This is a genomic window from Pseudomonas sp. NY15437 (assembly GCF_048068435.1).
Taxonomy (GTDB): domain Bacteria; phylum Pseudomonadota; class Gammaproteobacteria; order Pseudomonadales; family Pseudomonadaceae; genus Pseudomonas; species Pseudomonas nitroreducens_B.
Window position 1 is genome coordinate 42,576 of record NZ_JBLUQC010000012.1, and the last position, 26,510, is coordinate 69,085.

Consider the following 26,510-nt stretch of genomic DNA (forward strand, 5'->3'; position numbering starts at 1 on the left):
CCTTCAGCTGAGGGTTTGCTTAAGTTAGAGTCGAAGCCCTCGGACAGTATCGGGTTACTGATGAATCCCCTTTCCATCCTCCGCGACACCTGGTTTTTCTTCTCCCGTCATCTGGGCACCCTGGTGCCGCTGTGCCTGCCCTGGATCGTCATCGAGACGCTGGTGCAGCAGCAGATCAACGTCGCCGCCGGCTCGCAGAACTTCGCCCCCTGGGGCATGGCTGCCGGCCTGGTGTTCTACCCGATCTACACCGCCAGCCTGATCCTGTTCATGATCGACGCCGGCGAGGGCGTGGAGCGCGGCGTGCGCGAACTGTGGAGCGCCGCCCTGCGCCTGTGGCCGGCCTTCGCCCTGCTCTCGGCGATCACCTCGCTGCTGATCGTGCTCGGCCTGTCGCTAATGGTGCTGCCGGGCATCTTCGTGATGATCAAGCTGGCCTTCGCCGAATTCCTCCTGGTGCAGCGCGGCCGCGCGCCCATCGACGCGATGCGCGAGAGCTTCGCCCTGACCACCGGGCATTTCTTCCTGCTGCTGATGACCTCCCTGGCGATTCTCGCCCCGGTGTGGATCGCCGAGGGCTGGATCACCGAGGCCGGCCAGGATGCGCCGGTGCTCAGCGTCGCGCTGCATTCGCTGAGCGGGTTCTTCCAGCTGCTGCTGACGGTGGCGGCCTACCGCATCTTCATCCTGCTGGAGCGCCAGACCGCCTGAGCGGCATCACGTCGCAACACATCCCCCGGCACGACCCGCGCCGGGGTTCTACGCTGGAGTCTCCTATTTCGAGTATGGAGACTCGCCATGAACGACTTCCCGCCCAGCTGCCTGTCGCACATTTCCATCGGCACCAACGACTTCCCGCGCGCCCAGGCGTTCTACGACGCGGTGCTGCCGACCCTGGGTTGCCAGCCGATCATGCAACACCCCGGCGCGGTGGCCTATGGGCGCCTGTTCCCCGAGTTCTGGGTGCAAACGCCCATCGACGGGCGCCCGGCCAACGTCGGCAATGGCACGCACATCGGCTTCCTGGCCAATTCCCGCGAGGAAGTGGACGCCTTCTACCGCGCCGCGATTGCCGCCGGCGCGACCGACGAGGGCGCACCGGGGCCGCGCCCGCAGTATGGCGAGCCTTACTACGGCTGCTTCGTCCGCGACCTGGACGGGCACAAGATCGAGGCATCGTTCTGGGACATGGCGCTGGCCGGCGGTGGGTTCGATACGCACTCGCACTAACCTCGACCTGTAGGAGCGGGCCATGCCCGCGATCTGCAAGAGCGACGTGAGCGCCGCTCACGGGTCGCGGGCATGGCCCGCTACCACCTGAAAAATCGCAGCGGGGCGCGCCCTCTCCCCCGCCCTCTCCCTGAAGGGAGAGGGAGCCATCCGAGCCGGCTGACGCCACAGTTTTAGCCGGCGCCGATCCAGTCCCCTCTCCCTTCAGGGAGAGGGTTAGGGAGAGGGAAATCGCCGCTACGGAGGTTCAGTTAAAGACAGTTGCTCCTACAATTGTCCCGAGTTTTACCTCGGGCCGGCTCAGTGCCCCGGCCTGAGCCCCGACATCTTCGGCACCAGCAGCTTCTCGAACAGCCGCGGGAAGAAGCGCGCCAGTATCCGCGCCCGCCAGTTGACGTTGGACAGCACCAGCAAGCGCCGACGCTTCAGCGCGCCCTGGTAGATCGCCTCCGCCACGTCCCGCGGCGACGCCACTTCCGCCCCCAGCACCACGGCCGGCTGGCGGATCACCGAGCCATCGCCCACCAGCGCATTCTTGCGCAGGTCGGTGGCGGTGAAGCCCGGGCACGCCAGGGTGATGGCCACGCCGGTGCCGTCCAGCTCCATGCGCAGCGTGTCGAACAAGCCGTGCAACGCATGCTTGCTGGCGTTGTACGCGCTGCGATAGAGCAGCGGGGCGAAACCGGTGAGCGAGCTGAGCACGACGATCTGCCCGTGCCGCGCCAGCAGGCTGGGCAACGCCGCCTGGGTGCAATGCAGCGCGCCGTAGAAGTTCACCGCCATCACCCGCCGGAAAACCGCCAGCTCGGTCTCGATGAACAGGCTGCGATGGGTGATGCCGGCGTTGTTCACCAGCACGTCGATGCCGCCGAAGCGCTCGATGGCCAGCGCCACCGCGCGCTGCACCGCCTCCGCCTCGGCGATGTCGCAGCGCAGGCCCAGCGCCTCGACATTCAGGTGCTCGCGCAGGTGCTGCACCAGGCTGTCCAGCGCCGCCTGGTCCAGATCGAGGATCACCGGATGGGCACCGGCCCGGGCGAAGCGCAGCACCAGGGCACGACCAATACCGGAACAACCGCCGCTGACCAGCACCACCTTGTGGCGGTAGGTCGACGGAGAGAACGGAGTGCGGGGCATGACGGTCTCCTGAGGCACGCAGGGCGTGATGTCGACGTCTTGCGAACTACATCTCACATGGTTTCAGGATAATTCCCACAACAAACACGGAGGTGAAATACAAAGTCGCAGCCACTATCCTCTGGACCAACAAGCATAGCCCCTGGTCACCCATGAGCCTCTCGCTTCGCCGCCGCGTCCTGTTCCTGCTGTTCATCGTCCTGCTGCTCGCCGTCACCGCTGCCGCCTGGCTGCTGGCCTGGCACCCCGCCGAGCGCGAGGCCGTCACCGCCCAGTGCCGTGGCCCGGCGCCGCAATTGCAGCCTGGGCAGGCGCTGAAGGTGATGACCTGGAACGTCCAGTACCTGGCCGGCAAACGCTACATCTTCTGGGACGACCTGCCGGACACCACCGGCCCGGACGACAGCCCCAGCCCCGAGGACATCGCCTACAGCCTCGACGAAGTGGTGCGGGTGATCCGCGACGAAGCGCCGGACGTCGTGCTGCTGCAGGAGGTGGACGACGGCGCCGCTGCCACCGGCAAGCAGGACCAGCAGGCGCTGATCGGCGACCGCCTCACCGACCTCTACCCCTGCTCCACCGCCGCCTTCGACTGGAAGGCACGCTTCGATCCCAACCCCCACGTCTTTGGTAGCGCCGGGCGCAAGCTGGTGACCTTCAGCCGCTTCCAGATCACCCGTGGCGAGCGCATCGCACTGCCGCAGCGCTCCTCCATCCCGCTGCTGCACCTGTTCGCCCCGCAGCCGGCGATGCTGCAGAGCGATTTGCCGATACGCGGAGGCGGCCAGCTCAGCGTGATCAATACCCGCCTGGAACGGCCCAACGGCGATGACACCCCGCAGCGCCAGGTGGAAGCGCTCGAAGCCCACCTCAACGCCCTGCAGGCGTCCGGCCGCCCCTGGCTGCTGGGCGGCGACCTCGGCCTGCTGCCGCTGGGCCAGTACCCCTACCTGCCGGAGGTGCTGCGCGCACCGTACCGCGCCAACAGCGAGTTGAACCTGCTGGCGGCGCGCTTCCCGGTCATCCCGGCGGTGGAGGAGTCCAGCGGCGCCGACCAGGCCACCTGGTACACCCACTTCCCCAACGACCCGCGCGTGCACAAGCCCGACCGCACCCTCGACTACCTGTTCCACAGCCCCAGCCTCAACCGTCTGCAGGCCGGCGTGCGCAGTCATGACACGCTGCGCATCTCCAACCACCTGCCGCTGTCCGCGCGCCTGCTGCTGCCCCACTGAGCGCTGCGGCACATCGCCGCCGGGCCACGCTGGACAAGCACGGCGCGGCGGCCCCATGCTCGGCCGGCGCCGCATAACAACGACAACATGCCCCCGGTTCTCCATGCACTTTCGCCGCCTGATCGGATTGATCGTCGCCCTGCTCTGCCTCAACGCGCTCGCCGTCGACCGGCCCACACTGGCCGACCGGCTACCGCATCCGCTGCCGACGCTGAGCGTGGGGTATTATGAATTCCCGCCCTACACCTACACCGCCGCGGACGGCACCGCCCAGGGCAGCGGCACCGAGATGGTCCGGCTGATCCTGCGCAAGGCCGGCTACCGCGCGGACTTCCGCCCGCTGCCCAGCGCCCGTTTGTACCTCGGCCTGCAGGACGGCAGCGTGCAACTCTGGGCCGGCGCGCCGGGCAAGCCCGAACTGGCGGGCAGCACACTGGAATGCGAGCGCGTACTCGGCCACGTGGAGCTGAACCTCTATCGCCTGGCCTCGCGCCCCTCCCCGTCCCTGCCCGCGGGGCTGGCCGGCAGCCGGGTGATCCTGATCAGCGGCTACAGCTACTGGCGGCCGATCACGCAGATGCTCGAGGACCCGCGGCTGAAGCTGGAAGTGCACCGCACCAGCACCCACACGGCCGCCCTGCAGATGCTCGAACGCGGCCGCGGCGATTACCTGATCGACTACCAGACGCCGGTGGAACAGGCGCGCCGCGAGCTGAACATGCCGCCGCTGGCCTTCGACAACCTGTACAGCGTACCGACCAAGCTCATCGTCTCCCGCCACGCCCCCGACGCCGAAGGCCTGCGCGCACGGCTGGACCACGCCTACGACGAACTGCAGGCGGCCGGCTACGAGATGAAATTGCCCTGAGCGACAGGGCCGGGTCGCCCCCCCTGTAGGAGCGAGCAAGCTCGCTCCTACGAAAAGCGGTCGCCCTTCGAAACCGTGCGGAGCCTGATCCAGGGGTAGGAGCGGACTCTGTCCGCGATTGGCCACCTGCCACTCCCGACCATCACGGATGAATCGCTCTTACAGAATCGCCACCCGTTTCTCCCACTGAGGGCCGGCTCCACCTGTAGGAGCGCGCCATGCGCGCGATCGCGGGCATGGCCCGCTCCTACAGGAGGAACACCACTTCCTCCGCCGGTACGATCTCCCCTCCCCGCGCCAAACTATCCCTTGCGCGGCTTCGCCCGCGCCGTCGGCTCGGCGATCAGCGGGTCGTCCGGCCAGTAGTGCTTGGGGTAGCGGCCCTTCAGGTCCTTTTTCACCTCGGCGTAGGTGCTGCGCCAGAAGTTCGCCAGGTCCTGGGTCACCTGTACCGGGCGCTGGGCCGGGGACAGCAGGTGCAGCTTCACCGCCACCCGCCCACCGGCGATGCGCGGCGTATCGGCCAGGCCGAACAGTTCCTGCAGGCGCACGGCCAGTACCGGCGGAAACTCGCTGTAGTCCAGGCGGATATTCGAGCCAGAGGGCACCTGCAACGTGCGCGGCGCCAGCTCGTCCAGGCGTTGCGGCAGCGGCCAGGGGAGCAGCCCGTGGAGAATCCCGCTCAACTCCAGGTTGGCGAAGTGCGACAGCCGCGACACCTTGCCCAGGTAGGGCAGCAGCCAATCCTCCAGCGAAGCCAGCAGCGCGGCGTCACTGACGTCCGGCCACTCGCTGGTGCCCTTGCTTTCGCTCTCCAACCGGCGCAGCAAGGCGATGCGCGCCTGCCATTGGCGCAGCTCCGGCGTCCACGGCAGCAGCTCCAGGCCCTTGCGCCGCACCAGCCCGAGCAGCGCACGACTGCGGGCCTCGGCGTCGAGGTTGGGCAGCGCCTCGGTGGACAGCACCAGCTCGCCGACCTTGCGCTGACGCTCGGCACGCAGCACGCCCTCGCGTTCATCCCATTCCAGCTCGTCGTGGACGCTGACCTGCTCGGCCAGGATGCTGTCGAACAGCGTCGGCTCCAGCGCCGCCGCCAGGTAGATGCGCTCCTCGCGCTGGCCCTGGCGGCTGCCCAGGTCGGCGATCACCAGCCAGGCTTCCTTCATCAGGGCGTCCGGCTCGCCGAACAGCGCGGCGCGGCCGTTGGCCAGGCGGTATTCACCGCCGCCGGCGCGTCGCTGGCGGGCGATGCGGTCCGGGTAGGCGAAGGCCAGCAGGCCGCCCAGCCAGCGCGGATGATCCGGGTCGGCGACCGGCTCGCGGGCCGGGCCGCGCAGGTAGCCCTTGAACTGCCGCGCCAGCTGGCGCACCCGCTGTACCGCGCCGCGACTGGCCCGCGGGCCGCCCTGCTCACCGGCCAGCAAGGCGATGCGGTGATGCAGATCGGCGTCGTTGCCGCGCAGGATGTCGCGCTCGCCGAGCAAGGCGGCCAGGTCACAGGCCAGCGGCCCCAGCCCCAGCGCATGACCCCGCAGCAGCAGGTGGGCGATGCGCGGGTGCGCCGGCACCTCGGCCATGGCCTGGCCGTGGGGCGTGAGGCTGCCGCCACCAGCACGGGAGGCCAACGCGCCGAGGCGTTCCAGCAGGTCCTGGGCCTGTGCATACGCGGCAGCGGGCGGAAGGTCGAGCCACGCCAGCTCCTGCGGGGCGACGCCCCAGCGCGCCAGTTGCAGGGCCAGCCCGGCGAGGTCGGCCTGGAGGATTTCCGCCGCACCATAGGCCGGCAACTGGTCGTGCTGCGCCTCCGACCACAGGCGGTAGCAGGCGCCCGGCTCCAGGCGCCCGGCACGGCCGGCGCGCTGGGTGGCGGAGGCGCGGGAGATGCGCTGGGTTTCCAGGCGCGTCATGCCGCTGCCCGGGTCGAAGCGCGGCACCCGCGCCAGCCCCGCGTCCACCACCACGCGCACGCCGTCGATGGTCAGGCTGGTCTCGGCGATGTTGGTCGCCAGCACCACCTTGCGCGTGCCCGTCGGCGCGGGTTCGATGGCGGCGCGCTGGGCGTCGAGGTCGAGTTCGCCGTGCAGCGGGCACACAAGAATGTCCGAACGGCCGGCCAGCGCCTCGCCCAGTTGCTCGGCCACCCGGCGAATCTCCGCCTGGCCGGGCAGGAATACCAGCAGGCTGCCGGGTTCGTCGGCCAGCGCCTGCTGCACTGCCTGCACCACGCGGGGTTCGATGAACTCGCCGGCCTGCCAGGGCCGGCCCCAGCGGATATCCACCGGGAACATGCGCCCCTCGCTGCGCACCACCGGCGCATCGTCCAGCAGCGCGGAAAGCCGCTCGCCCTCCAGCGTCGCCGACATCACCAGCACCTTCAGCGGCGGTTCGTCGCGCAGCAGCGCGCGGCCGTTGAGGGTCAGCGCCAGCGCCAGGTCGGCATCGAGGCTGCGCTCGTGGAACTCGTCGAAGATCACCAGGCCCACGCCATCCAGCGCCGGGTCGTCCTGCAGGCGGCGGGCGAGAATGCCCTCGGTGACCACTTCGATGCGCGTCGCGGGGCCGAGCCGGCTGTCGAGGCGGATGCGGTAGCCGACGGTTTCGCCGACCTTCTCGCCCAACTCCGCCGCCAGCCGCTCGGCAGCGGCGCGGGCGGCGAGCCGGCGCGGCTCCAGCATCAGGATCGTCTGCCCGGCCAGCCACGGCTCCTCCAGCAGCGCCAGCGGCACGCGGGTGGTCTTGCCGGCGCCGGGGGGCGCCTCCAGCACCACTTCGTGGCGCGCAGCCAGTGCCTGGCGCAGGGCGGGAAGGACGCTGTCGATGGGAAGGGCGTTCATGCCGGCTCCTGGAACTCGAATGTCGATGGCGGTCACCCGGTCTTCACGGGGGGCGGCGATTATAGCGGGCGAACCGCAATGCCAACCGGACGGTCATAGGAGCAACGAGCGCGCTGCCTAATGCGAAACTGCCAGCAGCGGTTCAGAACTCGTTGTTATAGTTATCCGCATCGTCCTCCCGGAGGTTATTTCATGCGTCTTGCCACCCGAGTCTCCTGTGCAGTTCTGAGCGCCGCCCTGTTCAGCCAGCTGACGGCTTGCGGCACCCTGTTCTACCCCGACCGCCGCGGCCAGATCGACGGCCGCGTCGACCCGGCCATCGTGGCCTTCGACGCCATCGGTCTGTTGTTCTACATCATCCCGGGGCTGATCGCCTTCGGCGTAGACTTCGCCACCGGCGCGATCTACCTGCCCGACGCGAAATACTCGGTCGCCCCGGAAAAACTCAAGGATGCGGTGAGTGAAGACGGCAGCGTCGACAAGGCTAAACTCAAGGCGATCCTCGAGCGTGAAACCGGCCGCAGCCTGCCCCTGGACGACCCGCGTCTGATCCAGCGCAGCGGCAGCCTCCAACAACTCGCCAGCCTGGGCCTGCGCCCGGAGGCCTGACATGCACGGCGCTCTCGCTTCACACCTTCAGCAACTCCTGGCGTACCACCAGTGGGCCTATGCGCGCATCCTGGAGGCCGTCGCGCCCCTGGATGAAGAGGCCTACCGCGCACCGCGCGGGCTGTTCTTCGGCAGCCTGCACGGCACGCTCAACCACCTTGCGGTGGTCGACCGCATATGGTTCGCCCGTGTGCAGCGAGAGCCCTGGCAATTCGAACGACTCGACACCGAGGCCGCGCCGGATCGCGCCGGCCTCGCCGACTTCCTCAATGACGGCGTCGGTGCCTGGCGCCTGTGGCTGAGCAAGCAGAGCGACGCCACCCTCGGCACCCAGCTGGACTACCGCAACATGGCCGGGCAGGAACATCGCCAGAGCCTGGCGAACATCGTCCAGCACCTGGTCAACCACGGCACCCACCACCGCGGGCAGATGAGCGCCGCGCTCACCGCGCTGGGCCAGAAGGCGCCGCTGCTGGACTACATCTACTTCCTGCCCGATCGCCTGGATACCTGATGCTCAAATATGCCAGCCACGCCCACTTGATGAGGCTGGCGACGTTCGCCTCGCTCGGCGTGGCCACCACCCTGATCGTGGCCAAGGCCATCGCCTGGTGGCTCAGCGGCTCGGTCAGCCTGCTGGCCGGCCTCACCGACTCCCTGCTCGACGGCGCCGCCTCCTTCCTCAACCTGCTGGCGGTGCATTACGCCATCCGCCCCGCGGACGACGATCACCGCTACGGCCACGGCAAGGCGGAATCCCTGTCGGGGCTGGCGCAGGCGCTGTTCATCGCGGTCAGTGCGCTGCTGGTGGGCGCGCAGGCCTTCGACCGCCTGCAACACCCGGCGCCCGTAGAAGCGGTCGGCTGGGGTATCGGGGTGATGATCCTGTCGCTGGTGCTCACCGCCGGCCTGCTGGTGCTGCAAGGCCACGTGGTGAAGATCACCGGTTCCAACGCCATCCGCGCCGACTCCCTGCATTACCGCTCGGACATGCTGCTCAACAGCAGCATCCTCGTGGCCCTGCTGCTGGCAGAGTTCGGCTGGCAGCAGATGGACGCCCTGTTCGGTCTGGGCATCGCACTGTACATCCTCTGGAGCTCCTTCCAGATCGCCCGCGAATCCGTCGCCGTGCTGATGGACGAGGAACTGCCGGCGGACGTCAGCACGCGCATGCTCGAACTGGTGAAGGAGGTGCCCGGCGTGCTCGGCGCCCACGACCTGCGCACGCGGATTTCCGGCACCCACTGGTTCGTCCAGCTGCACCTGGAGCTGCCCGGCGAGCTGCCCTTGTCGAAGGCGCATCAGCTGTGCGACGAGGCGGTGCTGGCGATCCACAAGGAATTCCCGCGGGCCGAGGTGCTGGTGCACGCCGACCCGCAGGAAGTGGTGGGCAAGGAAACGATCAGTTGACGCTGTAGCCGCGCCCGCTCAGGCAGGCGCCCAGCGCGCGGCGGTAGTTGTCGGCGACGTAGGCCGGCGGCGCATAGCTCGCCAGCGCCGGGTCGAAGCCGCTCTGGTCGGCCGCCCAGCGGTGGCACTCGTAGCGGTCGCGGTTCTGCTGGTCCGGGCCCTGGTTGTACATCGGGTAGGCCATCACGTCGTAGGCCGACTGCGCCACCGCGACCGGCGCCTGCTGCGGCGGCTCCACCACCTGGTAATCCTGGGTGCTGGCCTGCCACAGGTAGTAGGTACCGGCAGCCAGGAAATAGCCGATGCTGCCGATCCACACCTGCTCGGCATAGGACGGCAGGTAGCGCACGCGTACGCCGTAGGGCGGCGTCACCACCACGTAGCGCGAGCCATACGGGCGATACCAGTAGCCGTCATTGAAGTAGTAGTCGCTGCCGCGGTACGGCACGCGGTAGTGCCCGCTCGGCATGCTGTCCACCACATAGCCTGGCCGCCAGTAGGACGGATGGGGGCCCCAGTTGCCGTGGGAAGCCGGCGGGCGACCCTGCCAGCCCGCCGACGGGGGACGCGCGCCGCCCTGCCAACCGGGGCTGCCGTGGTCATTGCCCGGCTGGCGGCCCTGCCATTGCCCGGCATTGCCGCCCTGCCACTGGCCAGACGTACTGCCCGGCGGGCGACCCTGCCATTGGCCGCCGTCATTGCCCTGGGGACGGCCTTGCCATTGCCCATTGGCGTTGCCCTGCGGACGATCATGCTCCTGGCCGCCGTTGTTTCCCTGCGGACGACCCTGCCATTGCCCGCCATTGCTACCTTGCGGACGGCCCTGCCACTGCCCGCCGTTGTTGCCTTGCGGATGCCCCTGCCACTGGCCGCCAGCATTGCCCTGCGGGCGACCGTGCTCCTGCCCGCCATTGTTGCCCTGCGGGCGCCCCTGGGGCTGACCGCCACCACCGTTCGCCGGCGGGCGGCCTTGCGGATCGGGGCCATCGGCCGCCAGCGCCTGGACCGCGACGGCCAGTGAAAGCACAACGAACGAGGCGCACCGCGCGAAACCCGACTTCATGGAATCCTCACTTCGGCGACGGCCGAAAACAGTGATGTGACATTGCCATAGACCACGCTGCAAAGCCGGCATTGCGGGGCGCTGGGTAAAGTCAGGGTAAAGATGGCGGGGTAAATCACAGGCAAGAAAAAAGGGAGGCTCGTCAGCCTCCCTTCCGGAATCTCGTCCTGCTCGTCGCTGTTGGCGCCGGCTCACCTCGCTCCGCCTTCTGGGCAGTGCGTAGCCCGGTGGCCGGCGCGATCCTGTAGGGTCGGCGGGCCGCGAAGCGCCTGATTGGGCGGATCGCAGGGGGACGTTATGTCCGGGCTGTGAATCTGGAAGAAATAGTACGGCGACAGAGCGGGGAAATGATTGCTAAGATTGCTCATACAGGCACAACCTGAGCAATAACTCACTAAAAATTACGCCACAAGCGCAATTCACTCGAAATACGAGGATTTCATGGACAAGCTGGACCGTTACGATCTGCGAATTCTCGCCGAACTGCAGCGCGATGCTCGCATCTCCAATCAGGAGTTGGCCGAACGCATCGGCCTGTCGCCTTCGCCCTGCTCGCGGCGGGTCAAGCAGCTCGAGGACGACGGCTACATCGTCCGCCAGGTCGCCCTGCTGGACAGCCGCAAGCTCGGCCTGAGCCTCACCGCCTTCGTGCTGATCGGCATGGACCGCCACACGCCGGAGCGGTTCGAGCACTTCCAGCAGATCATCGGCAAATGCCCCGAGGTGCTGGAGTGCAGCCTGGTGACCGGCATGGACGCGGACTACCAGCTCAAGGTGATGGTGCCGGACATGGACCATTACCAGCAGTTCCTGCTGGGTACCGTGACTCGCATCGAGGGCGTCACCAGCGTGCGGTCGAGCTTCGTGCTGCGCAACGTGCTGGCGAGCACCGAGCTGCCGCTGGATCACCTGCGGGTCTGAGCCGGGAGTTTTTTTTGTAGGAGCGGAGCTTCTCCGCGATGCTTTTGGCTTGGGTGTTATGCGCCGCTTCGGCGTCCGCGCGGACTCCGTGTTTCACCCCCTCGGGCGACCTCCTTTGGCAAACGCCCCAAAGGAGGCAAAAGTCTCGCCCCTGCCATCCGGCTTTTCGCTTCGCGAAAAGTACCCTCGGTTCTTCGGAGTTCCAGGGGCCCGCCGCGACATCCATGTCGCTCAACCCCTGAAACTCCGATCACCTTCGGCCTCCTGAAAGGAGCACTCCGGAGCGTGCGGATATTTCCCTGGAAGACCTCAAAGCACAGCGTCAAAGCCGGCAGCGTGCGTAGGACGCATACCCCGGAACGGGTTATCCGCCGATATCTCGACGACAGATAACGCCGGCGCCTTATGCGCCCAACGAACTGTTCGCGAGCAAGCTCGCTCCTACAGTCCAGTCAAACTCCGGAGCGCTTTTCGTAGGAGCGAGCTTGCTCGCGAACCGCTTCACACCGAACTCCCTCGCCGGAACGGGCCACGCCCACCGTCCGCCGGACAAGCCGCCCCTGCGACACAGCACCGCACCCCGCCTCCCGCAGAATCAAATCAATACCGCAGATTTCCCCACCAGCCGCGCCAGGGTGGGGAATTGCCCGGCATTCCACCCGTCCCACAGCAGGAACTGATCATTTTATGAACGGCTCTGAACACCAAAGCGCCGCATGCGTATAATGCGCGCCTTCTTCACCACCACCGTGCCCCGGCGTCCCTCGGACACCTTCCGCACCGGGCAGGAGCTGCAATGAACGAAAGTTTCGAAGACTGGATGATGTATGGCCTGGTGACCGGCCTGATCCTGTTCATGGCCTTCATCGTCTGGGACCTCGCCAAGAAGTCCAAGGCCGGCCGCATGGGCACCATGGTGCTGTTCTTCGCCCTGGGCCTGGGCGTGCTTGGCTTCCTGATCAAGTCCGTGGTCGTCGCCGGCCTCGAAGGCGGCTTCTGACGCGCGCCTCGCCCTGAGCCTCACAGCTCGGGGCTGACTTCCCGCCACTGTCCCGGCTGCAGCCCTTCCAGCTGCCACGGCCCGATGCGCACGCGCACCAGGCGCAGGGTGGGCAGGCCGACCGCCGCCGTCATCCGCCGCACCTGGCGGTTGCGTCCCTCGCGGATCACCAGTTCCAGCCAGGCGGTGGGCACCGACTTGCGGAAACGCACCGGCGGGTCGCGCTCCCACAGCTGCGGCTCTTCCAGGCGCCGCGCCTCGGCCGGCAGGGTCGGGCCATCGTTGAGCTGCACGCCCTGGCGCAACTGGTCGAGCTGCTCGTCGCTCGGCTCGCCCTCCACCTGCACCCAATACGTCTTCGGCAGCTTGTGCCTGGGGTCGGCGATGCGCGCCTGCAGGCGGCCGTCATTGGTCAGCAGCAACAGGCCTTCGCTGTCGCGGTCCAGGCGCCCGGCGGGGTAGACGCCCGGTACATCGACGAAATCCTTCAGCGTCGCGCGGCCTTCGCTGTCGTTGAATTGCGTCAGCACGTCGAACGGTTTGTTCAGCAGGATCAGCTTGGGCTGCGCCGGCGGCGCCTTGGCCACGCGGCGAGGCGCGGGACGGGCGGCGGGACGGCGATTGGCAGGGCGCGGAGCACGGGGCATGGCGAAAAGACTGGTAACCGAGGTAGGCGTACGGCGAATTCCCGGCATGCTAGGTTGTGCCGAGTCCCCACTGCAATAGCAGGCACGAGCACGCCCATGAGCCACCCCACCTGGCTGATCACCTTGCAGAACCTCAGCGGCCGTCTCGGCGCACGCTATCGCGGCCCGCGCAGCGCGCACTTCGACGGGCAGCGCTTCCACAACCTCGACCGCCAGCCGCACCACGGCTTGCGCGCCTTCCTCAAGTGGCAGCGCGAGCGCGGCCGCCAGGCGGCGTGGGTCGTCCAGCCCGGCCCGCAGACCCGCCCGGAAACCCCGGCGCGCGTCGAAGGCGACGAACTGCGCGTCACCTACATCAACCACGCCACCCTGCTGATCCAGCACCGCGGCCTGAACATCCTCACCGACCCGCTGTGGTGCGAGCGCACCAGCCCGTTCAGCTTCGCCGGGCCCAAGCGCGTGCATCCGCCGGGCCTGGCGCTGGACGAGCTGCCGCCGATCAACCTGATCCTGGTCAGCCACAACCACTACGACCACCTGGATATCCACAGCCTGCGCGAGCTGGCCCGGCGTTTTCCGGCGGCCAGGGTCGTGACCGGCCTGGGCAACGGCGAACTGATCCGCGCGTGCGGCTTCCATGACGTGGCGGAGCTGGACTGGTGGCAGAGCCTGCCGATGCCCGAGGGCCTGCTGCTCACCGGCGTGCCGGCGCAACACTGGTCGGCGCGGTCGCGGCGCGACACCAACCGCACGCTATGGATGGGCTTCGTGCTGGAGTCGCCGGACGGCCCGCTGCTGTTCCCCGGCGATACCGGGCTGGGCGAGGAATTCCGGCTGATGCACGAGCGCTTCGGCCCCATGCGCTTCGCCGCCCTGCCCATCGGCGCCTACGAGCCGCGCTGGTTCATGCGCCACCACCATATGAACCCGGACGACGCGGTGCAGGCGCACCAGCACCTCGATTCGCAATGCAGCATGGCCATTCACTTCGGCACCTTCCGCCTCAGCGACGAAGGCCAGTTCACGCCGGTCAGCGACCTGGCGGCGGCCCTGCAGCAACGCGGCGTGGCGCCGGAGCGCTTCCGCGCGCCGAAGCCGGGTGAGCAGTGGCTCGTTCCCCCGATGCCGGATGCGTCACTGTAGGAGCGCGCCAGGCGCGCGATCGCGGGCGTGGCCCGCTCCTACAAGGAAACACCAGCGCTTGCCGGCTGGCGTAGGAGCGGACTCCGTCCGCGATAGATTGCCGGCAGCGCTGAGCCGGCCCGTGGCACATCGCGGACAAACTGCGCTCCTGCCTGAAATATCGCGCCACTGCCTGCCCTCTGCCTCCCCCCTGACTGCGCTCCCCGCTCCGAATGGAGAGGCAGTTGTCGGTGCCGGCTGACACTTCGGCTCCAACTTGCACCAAACAGTCCCCTCTCCCTTCAGGGAGAGGGTTAGGGAGAGGGGAGGCCCTCGCGCAGGAGTTCCGGACGGCGCTTCAAGAGATCGCGAGCAAGCTCGCTCCTACGACGAGCAGCCTCAGTTCTCCCGTACCCGTCGGCTGCAGCAATTGCGATAGCGCTTGCCGCTGTGGCACGGGCACGGCTTGTCGCCCCGGCCGCCCAGCTCCAGCCAGCTTTCCAGGCGCTGGCGCATGGACTCGCGGACCTCCCGACGCTCGTCGTCCAGGTGCGGCTTGCCCAGCTCGCGACTGAGCCACAGGTAGTCCTCCAGCAGCTCGTCCCGCGCCAGGGCGTGCAGTTGCTCGGCCAGCGGCACACCTTCGTAGCGGCGCGCCGGGTCGGGCAGGAAGGCAATCGCCTCGCCACCCGGCAGCACGTTCCACAGGCGGCCCTGGCCGTCGCGCCAGCAGGCGCTGAAGCGCGCGCGCAAGGCCAGCCCCGGCCACTCCTCCAGGCACCAGCCATCCACCCGTTCCCCGCCCAGGCCCTCCACCGCCTTGCCCACGGAGAACCAGGGTTCGCCAGCGATGCTATCGGGCAGCGGGAGCGGCGCGGCGACTTCCGGCGTGGCGTTTTCCACCAGGCGACGGGCGAAGCGACGCAGCGGGTTGGTGAGGTGCGAGGGGGCGCGGAACGGCATCGGATCACCAGCGGAAGAGGTCGGCGAAGGTCCGACCGGAGGGACGCGCCACGGTTCCCCGTGGCGCGAAAGGCGAGCATTCTAGGCCCGCGGGGAGCGGCGTCAACGCGGGCCGATCAATAGTCCCGCGTGGAGACCGGCCGCGCCTGCCCGCTGAGCTCGCGCAGCAGATCGTCGAGCAGTGCGGACGCCCCGAAACGCAGGTGTTCCGGCTGGATCCAGCCCGCGCCGAAGCGCTCTTCCACCAGCGTCACATAGACCTGCGCGTCGGCCAGCGTGCGCAGGCCGCCGGAGACTTTCAGGCCGACCTTGCCGCCCGCCTCCGCAAGGCATTCGAGCATGACCTTCACGGCCTCCGGCGTGGCATTCAGCGTCGCCTTGCCGGTGCTGGTCTTGAGAAAGTCGGCGCCGCCGGCGATGGCTTCGCGGCAGGCCGTGCGGATCAGTTCGGGGGCGGCCAGCTCGCCGGCTTCGAGGATCACCTTGAGCCGGTGATACGGCCCGCACAGCGTCTTGCAGGTGCGGATCAAGTCCACCGCGCCGGTCGCACGGCCGGCCCTGAGCGCGCGCCAGGGGTACACCAGGTCGATCTCGTCGGCGCCCTCGGCGAGGGTCTTGCGCACCTCCTCCACCACCTCGGCCAGCGGCGCATCGCCGGCGGGGAAGTTGCACACACTGGCAACCCGCACACCGCGCCCGCCCAGGGTATTGAGCGTGCGCCGGGCCACATGCACCAGCTTGGGCGACACGCACACCGCCGCCACTTCGCCGTAGGGCGTCAAGGCCCGGCGGCAGAGGTCCACGGTGCTTTGCAGGTCATCGCCGGGGTTCAGCGACGTCAGGTCCAGCAGGGCGAGCACGCGGCCCGCCGGGGTCTTGCGAGGATCGGTCATCGGCAACGCTCTCCATCGGCTCTTTTCCGCACCGCAGGGCGCACAACCTGAAACGGGTTATCCGCCGCGACCTGCACGGCGGATAACGCTGGCGCGTGACGTCCTGCGCTGCGTCCTTGATGCAGCTGAGGCGACCACCATCGCTCCGGAGGCCACCCCGTGTGCTGCCGCAGATCAGCGGAACGGCGGCTCGTCGAAGCTGCGCAGCTTGCGCGAGTGCAACGAGTTGAGCTGGGTGCGCAGCAGGTCCACGGCCGCGATGCCAATGGACAGATGCTGGCTCACCGCGCGCTGGTAAAAGGCCGTCGCGGCGCCGGGCAGCTTGATCTCGCTGTGCAGCGGCTTGTCCGACACGCACAGCAGCGTGCCGTAGGGCACCCGCAGGCGGTAGCCCTGGGCGGCGATGGTGCCGCTTTCCATGTCCACCGCAATCGCCCGCGCCAGGTTGATCAACGGGCGCTCCTGGGCCCAGTGCAGCTCCCAGTTGCGGTCGTCGTAGGTGAGCACGGTGCCGGTGCGCAAGCGGCGCTTGAGCTGGTCGCCGCGTTCGCCGGTCACCAGCGCGGCGGCCTCCTGCAGCGCCAGTTGCACTTCGGCCAGCGCCGGAATCGGGATGTGCGGCGGCAGCACGCGGTCGAGGATGCCATCGCGGCGCATGTAGGCGTGGGCCAGCACGTAGTCGCCGATGGTCTGGGACTGGCGCAGGCCGCCGCAGTGGCCGACCATCAGCCAGCAGTGCGGGCGCAGCACGGCCAGGTGGTCGGTGATGTTCTTCGCATTGGACGGGCCGACGCCGATGTTCACCAGGGTCACGCCGTCGCCGTCTTCGGCGATCAGGTGATAGGCCGGCATCTGGAAGCGGTGCCACTCGACGCTGGCGACGATGGCGTTGGCCTCGCCTTCGTCCGTGCCGCGTTCGATGATCACGTTGCCCGGCAGCACCATGCGCACGAAGCGCGGGTCATCGCGCAGGCGCTCCAGGCCCAGGTGGATGAACTGGTCGACGTAGCGGTGGTAGTTGGTCAGCAGGATCCACGGCTGCACATGGCGCCAGTCGCTGCCGGTGTAATGCACCATGCGGCGCAGGGAGAAGTCGGTCCGCGCGGCGTCGAACAGCGCCAGCGGCATCGGGTCGGCGTTCTCCCATTCGTACAGGCCGTCCGCCACGCCGTCGGAGGTCGCCGACAGATCGGTGCTGGGGAACACCCGCGCCAGCTCGGCGGCGGTCACGCCAGAGCCGCCCAGCTCGTCGCCGCCTTCCACCACGTAGGGGTAGGGAATGTTCTGCTGGCTGACGCCGACCTCCACCCGCACAGTGAAGTCTTCCATCAGCGGTCGCAGCTGCTCCAGCAGGTATTTGCGGAAGGCCTTGGGCTGGGTGATGGTCACCGCGTAGGTGCCGGGCACCTGGACCTTGGCGTAGGCGCGGGTCGTGGAGGGCACTTCGCCCTGGCACAGGTAGGTCACCCGCAGCAGCGGGTAGCGGAATTGTTCGCGCTGCTGCGCGTCGGGGACTTCGCGGTCCTTGAGGTATCGCTTGAGCGCCTGGTTCAGGGCGCCGGTGGCGCGCTCGTGAAGCAAGGCCAGTTGATCGACGGCCTCCTCGGCCGTCTGCGCGACGAAGAACTCGTCGCCAGTCGTAAGACTCATGGTGGGCATCCTGTCTGAACGATCAGCTCCATCTTGCCTGCTTCCGGCGCGGAAAGGGATGACAGATTTCGCCCTTGATCTTCAGCCTGACCAGCGACACCATAGGCAAATCGGACTTTATAAAGTCTTTATTCGATCCTCACCACAGGTGGTCATCGTGCGCTATTCCAGCCAGGTCAAACCCATCAGCTACCTGAAATCCAACGCCGCCGAAGTGCTCAAGCAACTGGCCGAACAACAGGAGCCCCTGATCATCACCCAGAATGGCGAAGCCAAAGCGGTGATTCAGGACGTGCGGTCCTATGAGGAAACCCAGGAAACGCTGGCGCTCCTGAAAATTCTCGCGTTGGGTAATCAGGAAATTGCCACTGGCCAGACCAGCACGCTAGGTGATGTCACGGAGCGCTTGCGCAAGCGTCGCCTGCAACCGTGAGCGACGTGACCTATGAGGTTCTGATCACGCGCGGCGCAGAGCGGGACCTGGAAGGGATCTATGACTACATCGCCGATTTCGACTGCCGCGAGAACGCCGACTACGTGCTCGACCAATTGCTGCGAACCATTGCCGAACTGGTCCAACAACCCCAGCGCGGCGGTCACCTGCGGGAATTGATGAAGCTGGGCATCCAGGAGTACCGCCAGGTCTTCTTCAAGCCATACCGTGTCATCTACCGGATCAGCGACAAGACCGTCCATGTCCATCTGGTCATCGATGGGCGGCGCGATTTCCAGCAATTGCTGAGCAAACGCCTGCTCAGCTGAAAGCGGGGCAACATCGCCCCGCTCTCCCACCTCACGCCAGATGCGGCGTCGCCCGCGCCACCAGCGCTTCCACATCCACCCCGCGCGGCAGGGTGCCGTAGACGCGGCCGCCGTCGTCCAGGCGGCTGGCGATGAAGGCGTCGGAGACCACTGAGTTGCCCGCCTCCAGCAGCAGCTTGGCCTGCAGGGCGATGGCGACGTTCTCGGTGAGCTGGCGGGCGCGGTACTGGATGTCCTGGGTGTCGGCGAAGGAGGCCTTGAGGTTGCCGATGAACGAGGCCAGGCGCGCGTCCCCGTGGCCGTCGCCCAGTTCGGTGAACAGCGCGTCGAGCACGCCCGGCTCCTTCGACAGCGCGCGCAACACGTCCAGGCACTGGACGTTGCCCGAGCCTTCCCAGGTGGAGTTCACCGGCGCCTCGCGGTACAGGCGTGGGAGAATGGTGTCCTCGACGTAGCCAGCGCCACCCAGGCATTCGGCGGCTTCGTTGATCATCGCGGGGGCGCGTTTGCAGATCCAGTACTTGCCCACGGCGGTGACCAGGCGGGCGAACTTGTCCTCCTGCTCATCGTGCAGGTGATCCAGCGCGCGGCCCATGCGCATCGTCAGCGCCAGCGCGGCTTCGCTTTCCAGCGCGAGGTCGGCCAGGACGTTCTGCATCAGCGGCTGCTCGGCCAGCACGCGGCCGCCGACCTGGCGGTAGGCGCAGTGGTGCGCGGCCTGGGTCAGTGCCTGGCGCATCAGCGAGCTGGAGCCGACCATGCAGTCGAAGCGGGTCATGGCGACCATCTCGATGATGGTGGGCACGCCGCGGCCTTCTTCACCGACCATCCAGGCCAGCGCGCCGCGGTATTCCACCTCGCTGGAGGCGTTGGACCAGTTGCCCAGCTTGTTCTTCAGGCGCTGGATGTAGAACTCGTTGCGACTGCCGTCCGGCCGGTGGCGCGGCAGCAGGAAGCAGGTCAGGCCCTTGTCGGTGTAGGCCAGGGTGAGGAAGGCGTCGCACATCGGCGCCGAGCAGAACCACTTGTGGCCGACCAGTTCGTAGGCCTGTCCCGGTCCCGGAATGCCCACCGGGTAGGCGCGGGTGGTGTTGGCCCGTACATCGGTGCCGCCCTGCTTCTCGGTCATGGCCATGCCGATGGTGGCGCCGGCCTTCTGCCCGATGGGCAGGTTGCGCGGGTCGTATTCGGTGGAGAGGATCTTCGGCAGCCACTGCTCGGCGAGGTCCGGTTGCAGGCGCAGGGCCGGCACACTGGCGAAGGTCATGGTCAGCGGGCAGCCGCTGCCGGCCTCGGCCTGGCTGTGCAGGTAGCTCATCCCGGCGCGGGCGACGTGGGCGCCGGCGCGCGGGTCGGTCCAGGGCATGGACGGGAGGCCGGCTTCGATGGCCGCGCGCATCAGCTCATGGTAGGCCGGGTGGAATTCCACCAGGTCGACGCGGTGGCCGAAGCGGTCGTGGGACTTGAACACCGGCTTGTTCTCGTTGGCGAGGAAGCCCGCCGCCATCAGCGGCCCGCCGGCCAGCGCACCATAGGCATCGAGCTTCTGCTCGGCCCAGCCGCCGCCGTAGCGGCGTACCCATTCCTGCAACGGGACGTCGACGCGATAGAGGTTGGCGCCGTCCAGCGGCGGTACCTGGTTGGTCACTTCGTGGGTTTCGGCGTACTGGTGCGGGATCATGGCGGGCCCTCCGTAACAGGCGTGGCAGACGTGTGCGCCCCGACGGCGCGCAGGCAGAAGCTGGCGAGGGCGTCGCTGACGTCCTCCAGGGATGCGCTGGGTTGCCCGGCATCCCGCGCGGCGCGGGCCGGCGGCGATAGCGGGCCAACAAGGGCCTCGGCGATAGCGCCCACCAGGCAGGCGGCGGTGAGTTGCACCGGCTGGGGCTGGAACTCGCCGGCGGCGATGCCCTGCTCCAGCAGGGTGACGAACAGCGCGGCGTAGGCTTCGCGGTAGATCAGGCGCTGCTCGTCCACTTCCGGGTCGACCGGTTCGGCAATCAGGGCAAAGGCCAGCCGGCGGCTGCCCCAGGCGCGCGCGGCGAACTGGTGCAGGCCGCGCCGCAGGCGCTCGGCGGGGCTGCCGGGCGCCTGCAGGAGCGCTCCGAGGGTATCGACCTCGCGCTGGCTGGCGCGGGCGAAGACCTCGGCAGCCAGCTCGCCCTTGCCGCTGAAGTGCCGGTAAAGGCTGCCGGTGGCGATGCCGGCGTCGTCGGCCAGGCTCTGCATGGTCAGCGCGGCGAAACCACCGTCGGCCACCCGTGCCAGCGCCAGCCTGAGGATGCGCTCGCGCAGTTCGCCGTCCTTCTGCAACCGCGCCGGGGAATGTCGGTAGGCCATGGTCTGAATCCGAATTCACTGCATGAAAATCAGTGAATCATGCTTCAGACCTTGGCTAAAAGGGGCAAAAGCGCCAGCGGCAGGGCCAATCAGGACAACGCGGCGCACCACCCGCGGGCGCGTGTCGCTCGTTTCTCCAGACGACTGATGGCAGCGATATTCGCAGGCAGGCCCCACAGCCGCGAATATCGCCGGTATCATGGCAAGTCTTGATGGAGTCCTGGCGGTGACCATCCCGCGGAGAACGCCGTTCCCGCCGCGCCACCCAATCGCTAGTCGATTCGGGCAGCCCGCCGCCAGAGCCCGCCAAACCCTCTGCCCGGATGCTCGCCTGCCTTGCTCGGCGCGCGGCAACCGCAGGTAATCCCATTGAATTGAGGCAACCATGGAACAGAAAGACATCGATTGGGGCACGCTCGGATTCGATTACATCAAGACCGACTTCCGTTACATCTCCCACTGGCGCGATGGTCTGTGGGACGACGGCAAGCTGACCGAAGACAACACCCTGCACATCAGTGAGGGCTCCTCGGCCCTGCACTACGGCCAGCAGTGCTTCGAAGGCCTGAAGGCCTACCGCTGCAAGGACGGCTCGATCAACCTGTTCCGCCCGGACCAGAACGCCGCGCGCATGGCCCGCAGCTGCGCCCGCGTGCTGATGCCGCAGGTGTCCGAACAGCAGTTCATCGATGCCTGCAAGCAGGTCGTGCGCGCCAACGAGCGCTTCATTCCGCCGTACGGCTCCGGCGGCGCGCTGTACCTGCGCCCGTTCGTGATCGGCGTCGGCGACAACATCGGCGTGCGCCCGGCCCCGGAGTTCATCTTCTCGGTGTTCTGCATCCCGGTCGGCGCCTACTTCAAGGGCGGCATGAAGCCCCATGACTTCGTGATTTCCACCTACGACCGCGCCGCGCCCAACGGCACCGGCGCCGCCAAGGTCGGCGGCAACTACGCCGCCAGCCTGATGCCGGGCGCCCAGGCCAAGAAAGACGGCTTCGCCGACTGCATCTACCTCGACCCGGCCACCCACAGCCGCATCGAGGAAGTGGGCTCGGCCAACTTCTTCGCCATCACGCACGACAACGAGTTCGTCACCCCGCGCTCCAGTTCCGTGCTGCCGGGCATCACCCGCCTGTCGCTGATGCAACTGGCCGAGCAGCGCCTGGGCCTGAAGGTGATCGAAGGCGACGTGCAGATCGACGACCTGGCCCGCTTCAAGGAGGCCGGCGCCTGCGGCACCGCGGCGGTGATCACGCCGATCGGCGGCATCCAGTACAAGGACAACCTGCACGTGTTCTTCAGCCGCGAAGACGTCGGCCCCGTGACCCGTCGCCTGTACGAAGAGCTGACCGGCATCCAGAAGGGCGATGTGGAAGGCCCGGAAGGCTGGGTGGTCAAGGTCGACTGAGACTGACAGCCCGCTCAGAGAAACGCCGCGCTACCGCAAGGTACCGCGGCGTTTTTCATGGGCTCACAGCCGTAGGAGCGAACTTCGCCGGTGATGGTGTCCAGCGCGCAGCGTGGCCAAGCGCGGACAGAGTCCACTCCTGCGACTCGGCAGGCGTGGTGCAACACTGTGGGAGCGCGCCATGCGCGCGATCGCGGGCATGGCCCGCTCCTACAGGGGTAAGCCGCTGCCGCCTGCCGGCCCTAAGACCTGTTCGCGAGCAAGCTCGCTCCTACAGGTCTGCTCCGGCGCGCTCTTCGTAGGAGCGAGCTTGCTCGCGAACAGAACGGCATGGATTCCGCGGCACATGCAGGCGGCCTGGCGCGTTTCCGGTCAGGCCTGGCTCGGCAACGCCGGCTGGCACAGCAGCCAGTCGTGCAGCAGCGTCTGCAGCTCCTCGAACTTCACCGGCTTGGCCATGTAGTCGCTCATCCCGGCGGCCAGGCAGCGCTCGCGGTCGCCGCTGTGGCTATGGGCGGTGATGGCCAATACGGGCAGGTCCGTACAGCCCGGCAGGGTGCGGATCGCGCGGCAGGTGGCGAAGCCGTCCATCACCGGCATCTGGCAGTCCAGCAGCACGGTGTCGATGGTCTCCCGGCGCAGCAGCTCGATGGCTTCGGCGCCGTTGTCGGCGGTGCGCACGCGGTAGCCGAGCTTGAGCAGCATGCCGCGGATCACCAGCTGGTTGATGGCGTTGTCTTCCACCACCAGCACGGTGCACTGGTCCGGGCTGCGCAGCGCCTGGCCACCGGCGCGGCGCGGCGGCGGGGCAATGCTCTGGGCCGGCTGGCCGACCTGCAGTTCCAGCGCGAAGCGGCTGCCCTGCCCCGGCACGGACTCGTGGCTCAGGGTGCCACCCAGCAGCGCCACCAGCTTGCGGCACAGCGCCAGGCCAATGCCGAGGCCGCCGTACTCGCGGGTGAGTGAGCCGTCGAGCTGGAAGAAGCGCTGATACAGCGCACCGTCCGACGGCGTCGAGAAGCCGATGCCGCTGTCCTGCACCTCGACGCGCAGCGCCAGCCCTTCGGCATTCGTCGTTCCCCCCACGCGCAGGTGCACGCCACCCTGGTGGGTGAACTTGATGGCGTTGTCGATCAGGTAGCCCAGCGCCTGGGCCAGCTTGCCGGCGTCGCCTTCGAGGGTGTCGGGCAGGCTCTCATCCAGTTGCAGGACGAAGCGCAGCCCGCGTTCCTCGGCGCGCGGCGCGTACTGCGCGCGCAGCCCGTCGCACAGCCCGCGCAGGCTGAACGGCTCGCGGCGCGGGTAGAGCTTGCCGGCCTGCAGCTCGATCAGCGCGAGGATGTCGTTGACCATGCGCATCATGTCCCGCGCCGAACCGCTGGCGGTCTTGTGGTACTGGGTCAGCTCGATATCCATCGGCACCGTCTGCATCAGTTCCAGCGAACCGATGACGCCGCTCATCGGCGTGCGCAGCTCGTGGGTGACGGTGGCGAGGAATTCGTCCTTGAGGCGGTTGCTGCTGGCCAGTTCCAGGTTCAGTTGTTCCAGCTTGCGGCTGGTTTCCTGGAGGATGCGCGTGCGTTCCTCCTTCATGGCGTTGATGCGATCCGCCAGCGCCAGGGACAGCAGGCCGACCTCCAGCGCCGAGCCGATCTGGCTGGCGTACATGGTGAGGAAGACGTTGGGCAGCAGGCCCAGCACCATCAGCGTGTTGATGATCCCGCCGAGCAGGAAGGCGCTCCAGGCGAAGATGAAATAGCGCGCCACGCGCATGCCGCGCAGCCAGGCGACGATGCCGGCGGTGAAGATCACCACGGTGAAGGCCAGCGCCAGGTAGGTGGCCAGGCGCAGGGCGATGGCGTAGCTCACGGTCAGCGCCAGCACCATCACCAGCGCACCGACGCCCATCAGCACCCGCAGGATGCGGTCGATCCACAGGCTGTGCTCGCGGGTGTGCAGGAAGCTGCGGGCGAACTGGCAGCCGAACAGCCCGGCCGAGCCGATCAGGAAGGGCGTGGAGGCGTTGGCCCACCAGGGGTTGTTCGGCCAGAAGTACTCGATGCCCGCGCCGTTGACCGAGATCTGGTAGAAGCCGAACGAGGCTATATAAAGGATGTAGTAGAGGTAGCTGGTGTCGCGGACGCTGAGGAAGATGAACAGGTTGTAGATCATCATCACCAGCAGCACGCCATAGATGATGCCCAGCACGTAGATGCGTCCCGGCTGTTCTTCCAGGTACGCCTTGGGCGACCAGAGCGTCAGCGGTGCCTGGATCGAGCCCTGGCTTTCCAGGCGCAGGTAGACGCGCAGCGGTTGGTTCGGCTCGAGCTTGAGGTCGAACAGGTAGTTGTTCTGGCGAATCGGCCGGCTGTCGAATGGCAGGGTGTCGCCGGTGCGCTGGGCCAGCGCGAAGCCGCCGCGGCCGTCGGGCAGGTACAGGTCGAGCTTGTCCAGCGGCGGGTAGGCCAGCTCCAGCAGCCAGTTGGCCGGGTCACTGGAAGCCTTGGGCTGATAGTCCAGGTCCAGGCGCAGCCAGAACACCGAGCGCGAATAACCAGCGTTGAGCACGTCGCGCTCATGGCGACGGAAACTGGCGGCCAGCGCCGGCGAGCTGATCTCGGCGATGTCGGCCGTGCCGCGCACGTCCTCGAAGACATCCATCGCCCGCCCCAGGGGCAGTTGCCCGACGTGCTCGTCGAAGCTGATGGCGCTCGCCACTGGCGAGAGGATGAAAAGGATCAGGAAGATCAGCCAGTGCCGCATGGTGCCCCGCAGTGCCGCCGACAGCCACGCCGGAGATCCCCATCTCCCGCTTTGGCGCACCGTGGTGGCGTTGTGTTGGAATCGGCGAACTCTAGCACAGCCCTTGTGGCCCGTGGCATTCGACGATTCGCGCAGAGCGCGGCACGGTGATTGCCGTGGACCGTTCGGTCAGCTCAGCGGCGCGTTTTGGTGATAAGCTCCCGCGCCATGAAAACACCTGCCTCCCGTCCCGTAGTGCTCTGCCTGTCCGGCCACGATCCCAGTGGCGGTGCCGGCCTGCAGGCCGATATCGAAGCCCTGATCGCCCAAGGCTGCCACGCGGCGCCTACCGTCACCGCACTGACCGTTCAGGATACCGTCAACGTTTCCGACTTCCGCGTGCTCGACCGCGATTGGGTGCTGGCCCAGGCCAACGCCGTGATCGCCGACCTGCCGGTGGCCGCGGTCAAGCTGGGCATGCTCGGCTCGGTGCAGATGGTCGACACGGTGGTCGAGATCATGCAGTCGCTGCCGGGCATCCCGCTGGTCTGCGATCCGGTGCTGCGCGCCGGCGGCGGCGGCTCGCTGGGCAAGGACGACGTCGGCTATGCCATGCGCGAGCGCCTGCTACCGATCGCCGCCGTGGCGACGCCGAACCTGCCGGAGGCGCGCATCCTCGCCGAGTTGCCCGAAGGCAGCGCGGACGAGTGCGCCGAGAAGCTGCTGCCGTTCATCCAGACCCTGCTGATCACCGGCGGCCACGGCGACGAATCCGAGGTGCACAATCGCCTGTACACCCGTGACGGCCAGCGCCACACCTTTACCTGCCAGCGCCTGCCGGGCAGCTACCACGGCTCGGGCTGCACCCTGGCCAGCACCCTCGCCGGCCGCCTGGCCCTGGGCGAAGAACTGGTGAGCGCGGTGCGCAGCGCCCTGGACTACACCTGGCGCACCCTGCGCGACGCGGAAGCCCCCGGCCATGGCCAGTACGTGCCACGCCGCCTGCCGCTGGACTACTGCAACTGATCTGATTGAGGCCCTGATGAAACTGCGCGGACTCTACGCCATCACCGACAGCCAGCTGCTCGACGGCGGCCGCCTGCTGCCCTACGTCGAAGCCGCGCTCAAGGGCGGCGCCAGGCTGCTGCAGTACCGCGACAAGTCCGACGACGCCTCGCGCCGCCTGCGCGAAGCCGAGGCCCTGCGCGAGCTCTGTGCGCGCTACGGCGCCACGCTGCTGATCAATGACGACGCCGAACTGGCCGCCCGCCTGGGCGTCAGTGTGCACCTGGGGCAAACCGACGGCTCGCTGGCCGCCGCCCGCGCCCTGCTGGGCCGTCAGGCGGTAATCGGCGGCACCTGCCACGCCAGCCTCGAACTGGCCGAGAAGGCCATCGCCGAAGGCGCCAGCTACGTCGCCTTCGGCCGCTTCTTCGCCTCCCAGACCAAGCCCGGCGCCTCCGCCGCCAGCGTCGAGCTGCTGGAGCAGGCCAAGGCCCGCTTCAACGTGCCACTGGTGGCCATCGGCGGCGTCACCCTGGACAACGCGCCCGAGCTGATCGCCCGCGGCGCCGACATGATCGCCGTGATCCACGCCCTGTTCGCCGCCGACTCCCCGGCCGAAGTCGAACAGCGCGCGCGCGCCTTCAGTCAACTCTTCGAAACCCGCTGAGCGC

At 68.0% G+C, this 26,510-nt stretch carries 25 protein-coding genes; 15 read left to right on the forward strand and 10 right to left on the reverse strand.

Features of this window, described 5'->3' with window-relative positions; translation table 11 throughout:
• Positions 1 to 60: 60 nt before the first annotated feature.
• Positions 61 to 711, forward strand: a complete 651-nt coding sequence (locus ACNFIA_RS23510; protein ID WP_259759141.1) for a YciC family protein — start codon at positions 61 to 63, stop codon at positions 709 to 711.
• Between the two features lie 87 nt (positions 712 to 798).
• Complete coding sequence (locus tag ACNFIA_RS23515; protein WP_259759140.1) at positions 799 to 1,230, forward strand: VOC family protein; 432 nt, start codon at positions 799 to 801, stop codon at positions 1,228 to 1,230.
• A gap of 300 nt (positions 1,231 to 1,530) precedes the next feature.
• Here ACNFIA_RS23515 and ACNFIA_RS23520 read toward each other — a convergent pair whose 3' ends face one another.
• On the reverse strand, positions 1,531 to 2,367 hold the full coding sequence (locus ACNFIA_RS23520; RefSeq protein WP_416789173.1) for an SDR family oxidoreductase: 837 nt from the start codon (positions 2,365 to 2,367) through the stop codon (positions 1,531 to 1,533).
• 152 nt (positions 2,368 to 2,519) lie between these two features.
• Here ACNFIA_RS23520 and ACNFIA_RS23525 point away from each other — a divergent pair, with 152 nt between their 5' ends.
• Together ACNFIA_RS23525 and ACNFIA_RS23530 are read left to right on the forward strand one after the other, a co-directional pair.
• Entirely contained in the window at positions 2,520 to 3,602 is a 1,083-nt protein-coding gene (locus ACNFIA_RS23525) for an endonuclease/exonuclease/phosphatase family protein (protein WP_416789175.1), read from the forward strand.
• A 103-nt stretch (positions 3,603 to 3,705) separates the two neighbouring features.
• Positions 3,706 to 4,470: a substrate-binding periplasmic protein gene (locus ACNFIA_RS23530; protein WP_259759137.1), complete on the forward strand. Its 765-nt coding sequence runs from the start codon at positions 3,706 to 3,708 to the stop codon at positions 4,468 to 4,470.
• Positions 4,471 to 4,772: 302 nt separating this feature from the next.
• Here ACNFIA_RS23530 and hrpB read toward each other — a convergent pair whose 3' ends face one another.
• Positions 4,773 to 7,304, reverse strand: a complete 2,532-nt coding sequence (hrpB, locus tag ACNFIA_RS23535; protein ID WP_416789177.1) for an ATP-dependent helicase HrpB — start codon at positions 7,302 to 7,304, stop codon at positions 4,773 to 4,775.
• Between the two features lie 192 nt (positions 7,305 to 7,496).
• On the opposite strand from hrpB, the gene ACNFIA_RS23540 reads away from it, so the two are divergent.
• Genes ACNFIA_RS23540 through ACNFIA_RS23550 form a run of 3 tightly spaced genes read left to right on the forward strand, consistent with a single transcriptional unit; the run spans position 7,497 to position 9,323 of the window.
• Positions 7,497 to 7,913, forward strand: a complete 417-nt coding sequence (locus ACNFIA_RS23540; protein ID WP_259759135.1) for a polyribonucleotide nucleotidyltransferase — start codon at positions 7,497 to 7,499, stop codon at positions 7,911 to 7,913.
• Position 7,914: 1 nt separating this feature from the next.
• Positions 7,915 to 8,427, forward strand: coding sequence for a DinB family protein (locus tag ACNFIA_RS23545; RefSeq protein ID WP_416789179.1), 513 nt, complete (start codon positions 7,915 to 7,917; stop codon positions 8,425 to 8,427).
• The gene (locus tag ACNFIA_RS23550; protein WP_259759133.1) at positions 8,427 to 9,323 is read left to right on the forward strand and encodes a cation diffusion facilitator family transporter; all 897 of its coding nucleotides are present in this window, start codon (positions 8,427 to 8,429) and stop codon (positions 9,321 to 9,323) included. Before ACNFIA_RS23545 ends, ACNFIA_RS23550 begins: the two co-directional genes overlap by 1 nt.
• Here ACNFIA_RS23550 and ACNFIA_RS23555 read toward each other — a convergent pair.
• On the reverse strand, positions 9,316 to 10,386 hold the full coding sequence (locus ACNFIA_RS23555; protein ID WP_416789182.1) for a DUF6515 family protein: 1,071 nt from the start codon (positions 10,384 to 10,386) through the stop codon (positions 9,316 to 9,318). The genes ACNFIA_RS23550 and ACNFIA_RS23555 overlap by 8 nt on opposite strands.
• Before the next feature lie 441 nt (positions 10,387 to 10,827).
• Between ACNFIA_RS23555 and ACNFIA_RS23560 the strand changes: the two genes are divergently transcribed.
• Both ACNFIA_RS23560 and ACNFIA_RS23565 read left to right on the forward strand, forming a co-directional pair.
• Complete coding sequence (locus tag ACNFIA_RS23560; RefSeq protein WP_259759131.1) at positions 10,828 to 11,307, forward strand: Lrp/AsnC family transcriptional regulator; 480 nt, start codon at positions 10,828 to 10,830, stop codon at positions 11,305 to 11,307.
• A 796-nt stretch (positions 11,308 to 12,103) separates the two neighbouring features.
• Positions 12,104 to 12,307 carry a DUF2788 domain-containing protein gene (locus ACNFIA_RS23565; protein ID WP_015475469.1) on the forward strand — a complete coding sequence of 68 codons (204 nt, stop codon included), beginning with the start codon at positions 12,104 to 12,106 and terminating at the stop codon, positions 12,305 to 12,307.
• Positions 12,308 to 12,327: 20 nt separating this feature from the next.
• Here the strand turns inward: ACNFIA_RS23565 and ACNFIA_RS23570 are convergent, their stop codons facing one another.
• A complete protein-coding gene (locus ACNFIA_RS23570) occupies positions 12,328 to 12,894 on the reverse strand; it encodes a pseudouridine synthase (RefSeq protein ID WP_416789387.1) in 567 nt (188 codons plus the stop codon).
• 156 nt (positions 12,895 to 13,050) lie between these two features.
• Between ACNFIA_RS23570 and ACNFIA_RS23575 the strand changes: the two genes are divergently transcribed.
• Entirely contained in the window at positions 13,051 to 14,097 is a 1,047-nt protein-coding gene (locus tag ACNFIA_RS23575; protein WP_416789184.1) for an MBL fold metallo-hydrolase, read from the forward strand.
• Positions 14,098 to 14,475: 378 nt separating this feature from the next.
• Here the strand turns inward: ACNFIA_RS23575 and ACNFIA_RS23580 are convergent, their stop codons facing one another.
• The 3 genes from ACNFIA_RS23580 to amn all read right to left on the reverse strand — a co-directional run bounded on the left by ACNFIA_RS23580 (position 14,476) and on the right by amn (position 17,591).
• A complete protein-coding gene (locus ACNFIA_RS23580; RefSeq protein ID WP_416789186.1) occupies positions 14,476 to 15,039 on the reverse strand; it encodes an SEC-C metal-binding domain-containing protein in 564 nt (187 codons plus the stop codon).
• Positions 15,040 to 15,155: 116 nt separating this feature from the next.
• Positions 15,156 to 15,932, reverse strand: coding sequence for a deoxyribose-phosphate aldolase (gene deoC / locus ACNFIA_RS23585; protein WP_416789188.1), 777 nt, complete (start codon positions 15,930 to 15,932; stop codon positions 15,156 to 15,158).
• A 174-nt stretch (positions 15,933 to 16,106) separates the two neighbouring features.
• Positions 16,107 to 17,591 carry an AMP nucleosidase gene (gene amn / locus ACNFIA_RS23590; RefSeq protein WP_416789190.1) on the reverse strand — a complete coding sequence of 495 codons (1,485 nt, stop codon included), beginning with the start codon at positions 17,589 to 17,591 and terminating at the stop codon, positions 16,107 to 16,109.
• A gap of 148 nt (positions 17,592 to 17,739) precedes the next feature.
• Here amn and ACNFIA_RS23595 point away from each other — a divergent pair, with 148 nt between their 5' ends.
• Both ACNFIA_RS23595 and ACNFIA_RS23600 read left to right on the forward strand, forming a co-directional pair.
• The gene (locus ACNFIA_RS23595) at positions 17,740 to 18,015 is read left to right on the forward strand and encodes a type II toxin-antitoxin system Phd/YefM family antitoxin (protein ID WP_259759540.1); all 276 of its coding nucleotides are present in this window, start codon (positions 17,740 to 17,742) and stop codon (positions 18,013 to 18,015) included.
• On the forward strand, positions 18,012 to 18,344 hold the full coding sequence (locus ACNFIA_RS23600; RefSeq protein ID WP_259759126.1) for a type II toxin-antitoxin system RelE/ParE family toxin: 333 nt from the start codon (positions 18,012 to 18,014) through the stop codon (positions 18,342 to 18,344). Before ACNFIA_RS23595 ends, ACNFIA_RS23600 begins: the two co-directional genes overlap by 4 nt.
• Positions 18,345 to 18,375: 31 nt before the next feature.
• Here ACNFIA_RS23600 and ACNFIA_RS23605 read toward each other — a convergent pair whose 3' ends face one another.
• Positions 18,376 to 20,025, reverse strand: a complete 1,650-nt coding sequence (locus ACNFIA_RS23605) for an acyl-CoA dehydrogenase family protein (RefSeq protein WP_416789193.1) — start codon at positions 20,023 to 20,025, stop codon at positions 18,376 to 18,378.
• Positions 20,022 to 20,684, reverse strand: coding sequence for a TetR/AcrR family transcriptional regulator (locus ACNFIA_RS23610; protein WP_416789195.1), 663 nt, complete (start codon positions 20,682 to 20,684; stop codon positions 20,022 to 20,024). Before ACNFIA_RS23610 ends, ACNFIA_RS23605 begins: the two co-directional genes overlap by 4 nt.
• A gap of 385 nt (positions 20,685 to 21,069) precedes the next feature.
• Here ACNFIA_RS23610 and ACNFIA_RS23615 point away from each other — a divergent pair, with 385 nt between their 5' ends.
• The gene (locus ACNFIA_RS23615) at positions 21,070 to 22,092 is read left to right on the forward strand and encodes a branched-chain amino acid aminotransferase (RefSeq protein ID WP_017521793.1); all 1,023 of its coding nucleotides are present in this window, start codon (positions 21,070 to 21,072) and stop codon (positions 22,090 to 22,092) included.
• A 372-nt stretch (positions 22,093 to 22,464) separates the two neighbouring features.
• Here the strand turns inward: ACNFIA_RS23615 and ACNFIA_RS23620 are convergent, their stop codons facing one another.
• Positions 22,465 to 24,855: a 7TM diverse intracellular signaling domain-containing protein gene (locus ACNFIA_RS23620; protein ID WP_416789197.1), complete on the reverse strand. Its 2,391-nt coding sequence runs from the start codon at positions 24,853 to 24,855 to the stop codon at positions 22,465 to 22,467.
• Positions 24,856 to 25,062: 207 nt separating this feature from the next.
• Here ACNFIA_RS23620 and ACNFIA_RS23625 point away from each other — a divergent pair, with 207 nt between their 5' ends.
• Together ACNFIA_RS23625 and thiE are read left to right on the forward strand one after the other, a co-directional pair.
• Positions 25,063 to 25,860: a hydroxymethylpyrimidine/phosphomethylpyrimidine kinase gene (locus ACNFIA_RS23625; protein ID WP_416789199.1), complete on the forward strand. Its 798-nt coding sequence runs from the start codon at positions 25,063 to 25,065 to the stop codon at positions 25,858 to 25,860.
• Positions 25,861 to 25,876: 16 nt separating this feature from the next.
• Entirely contained in the window at positions 25,877 to 26,506 is a 630-nt protein-coding gene (gene thiE, locus ACNFIA_RS23630) for a thiamine phosphate synthase (RefSeq protein WP_259759121.1), read from the forward strand.
• Positions 26,507 to 26,510: the final 4 nt, after the last annotated feature.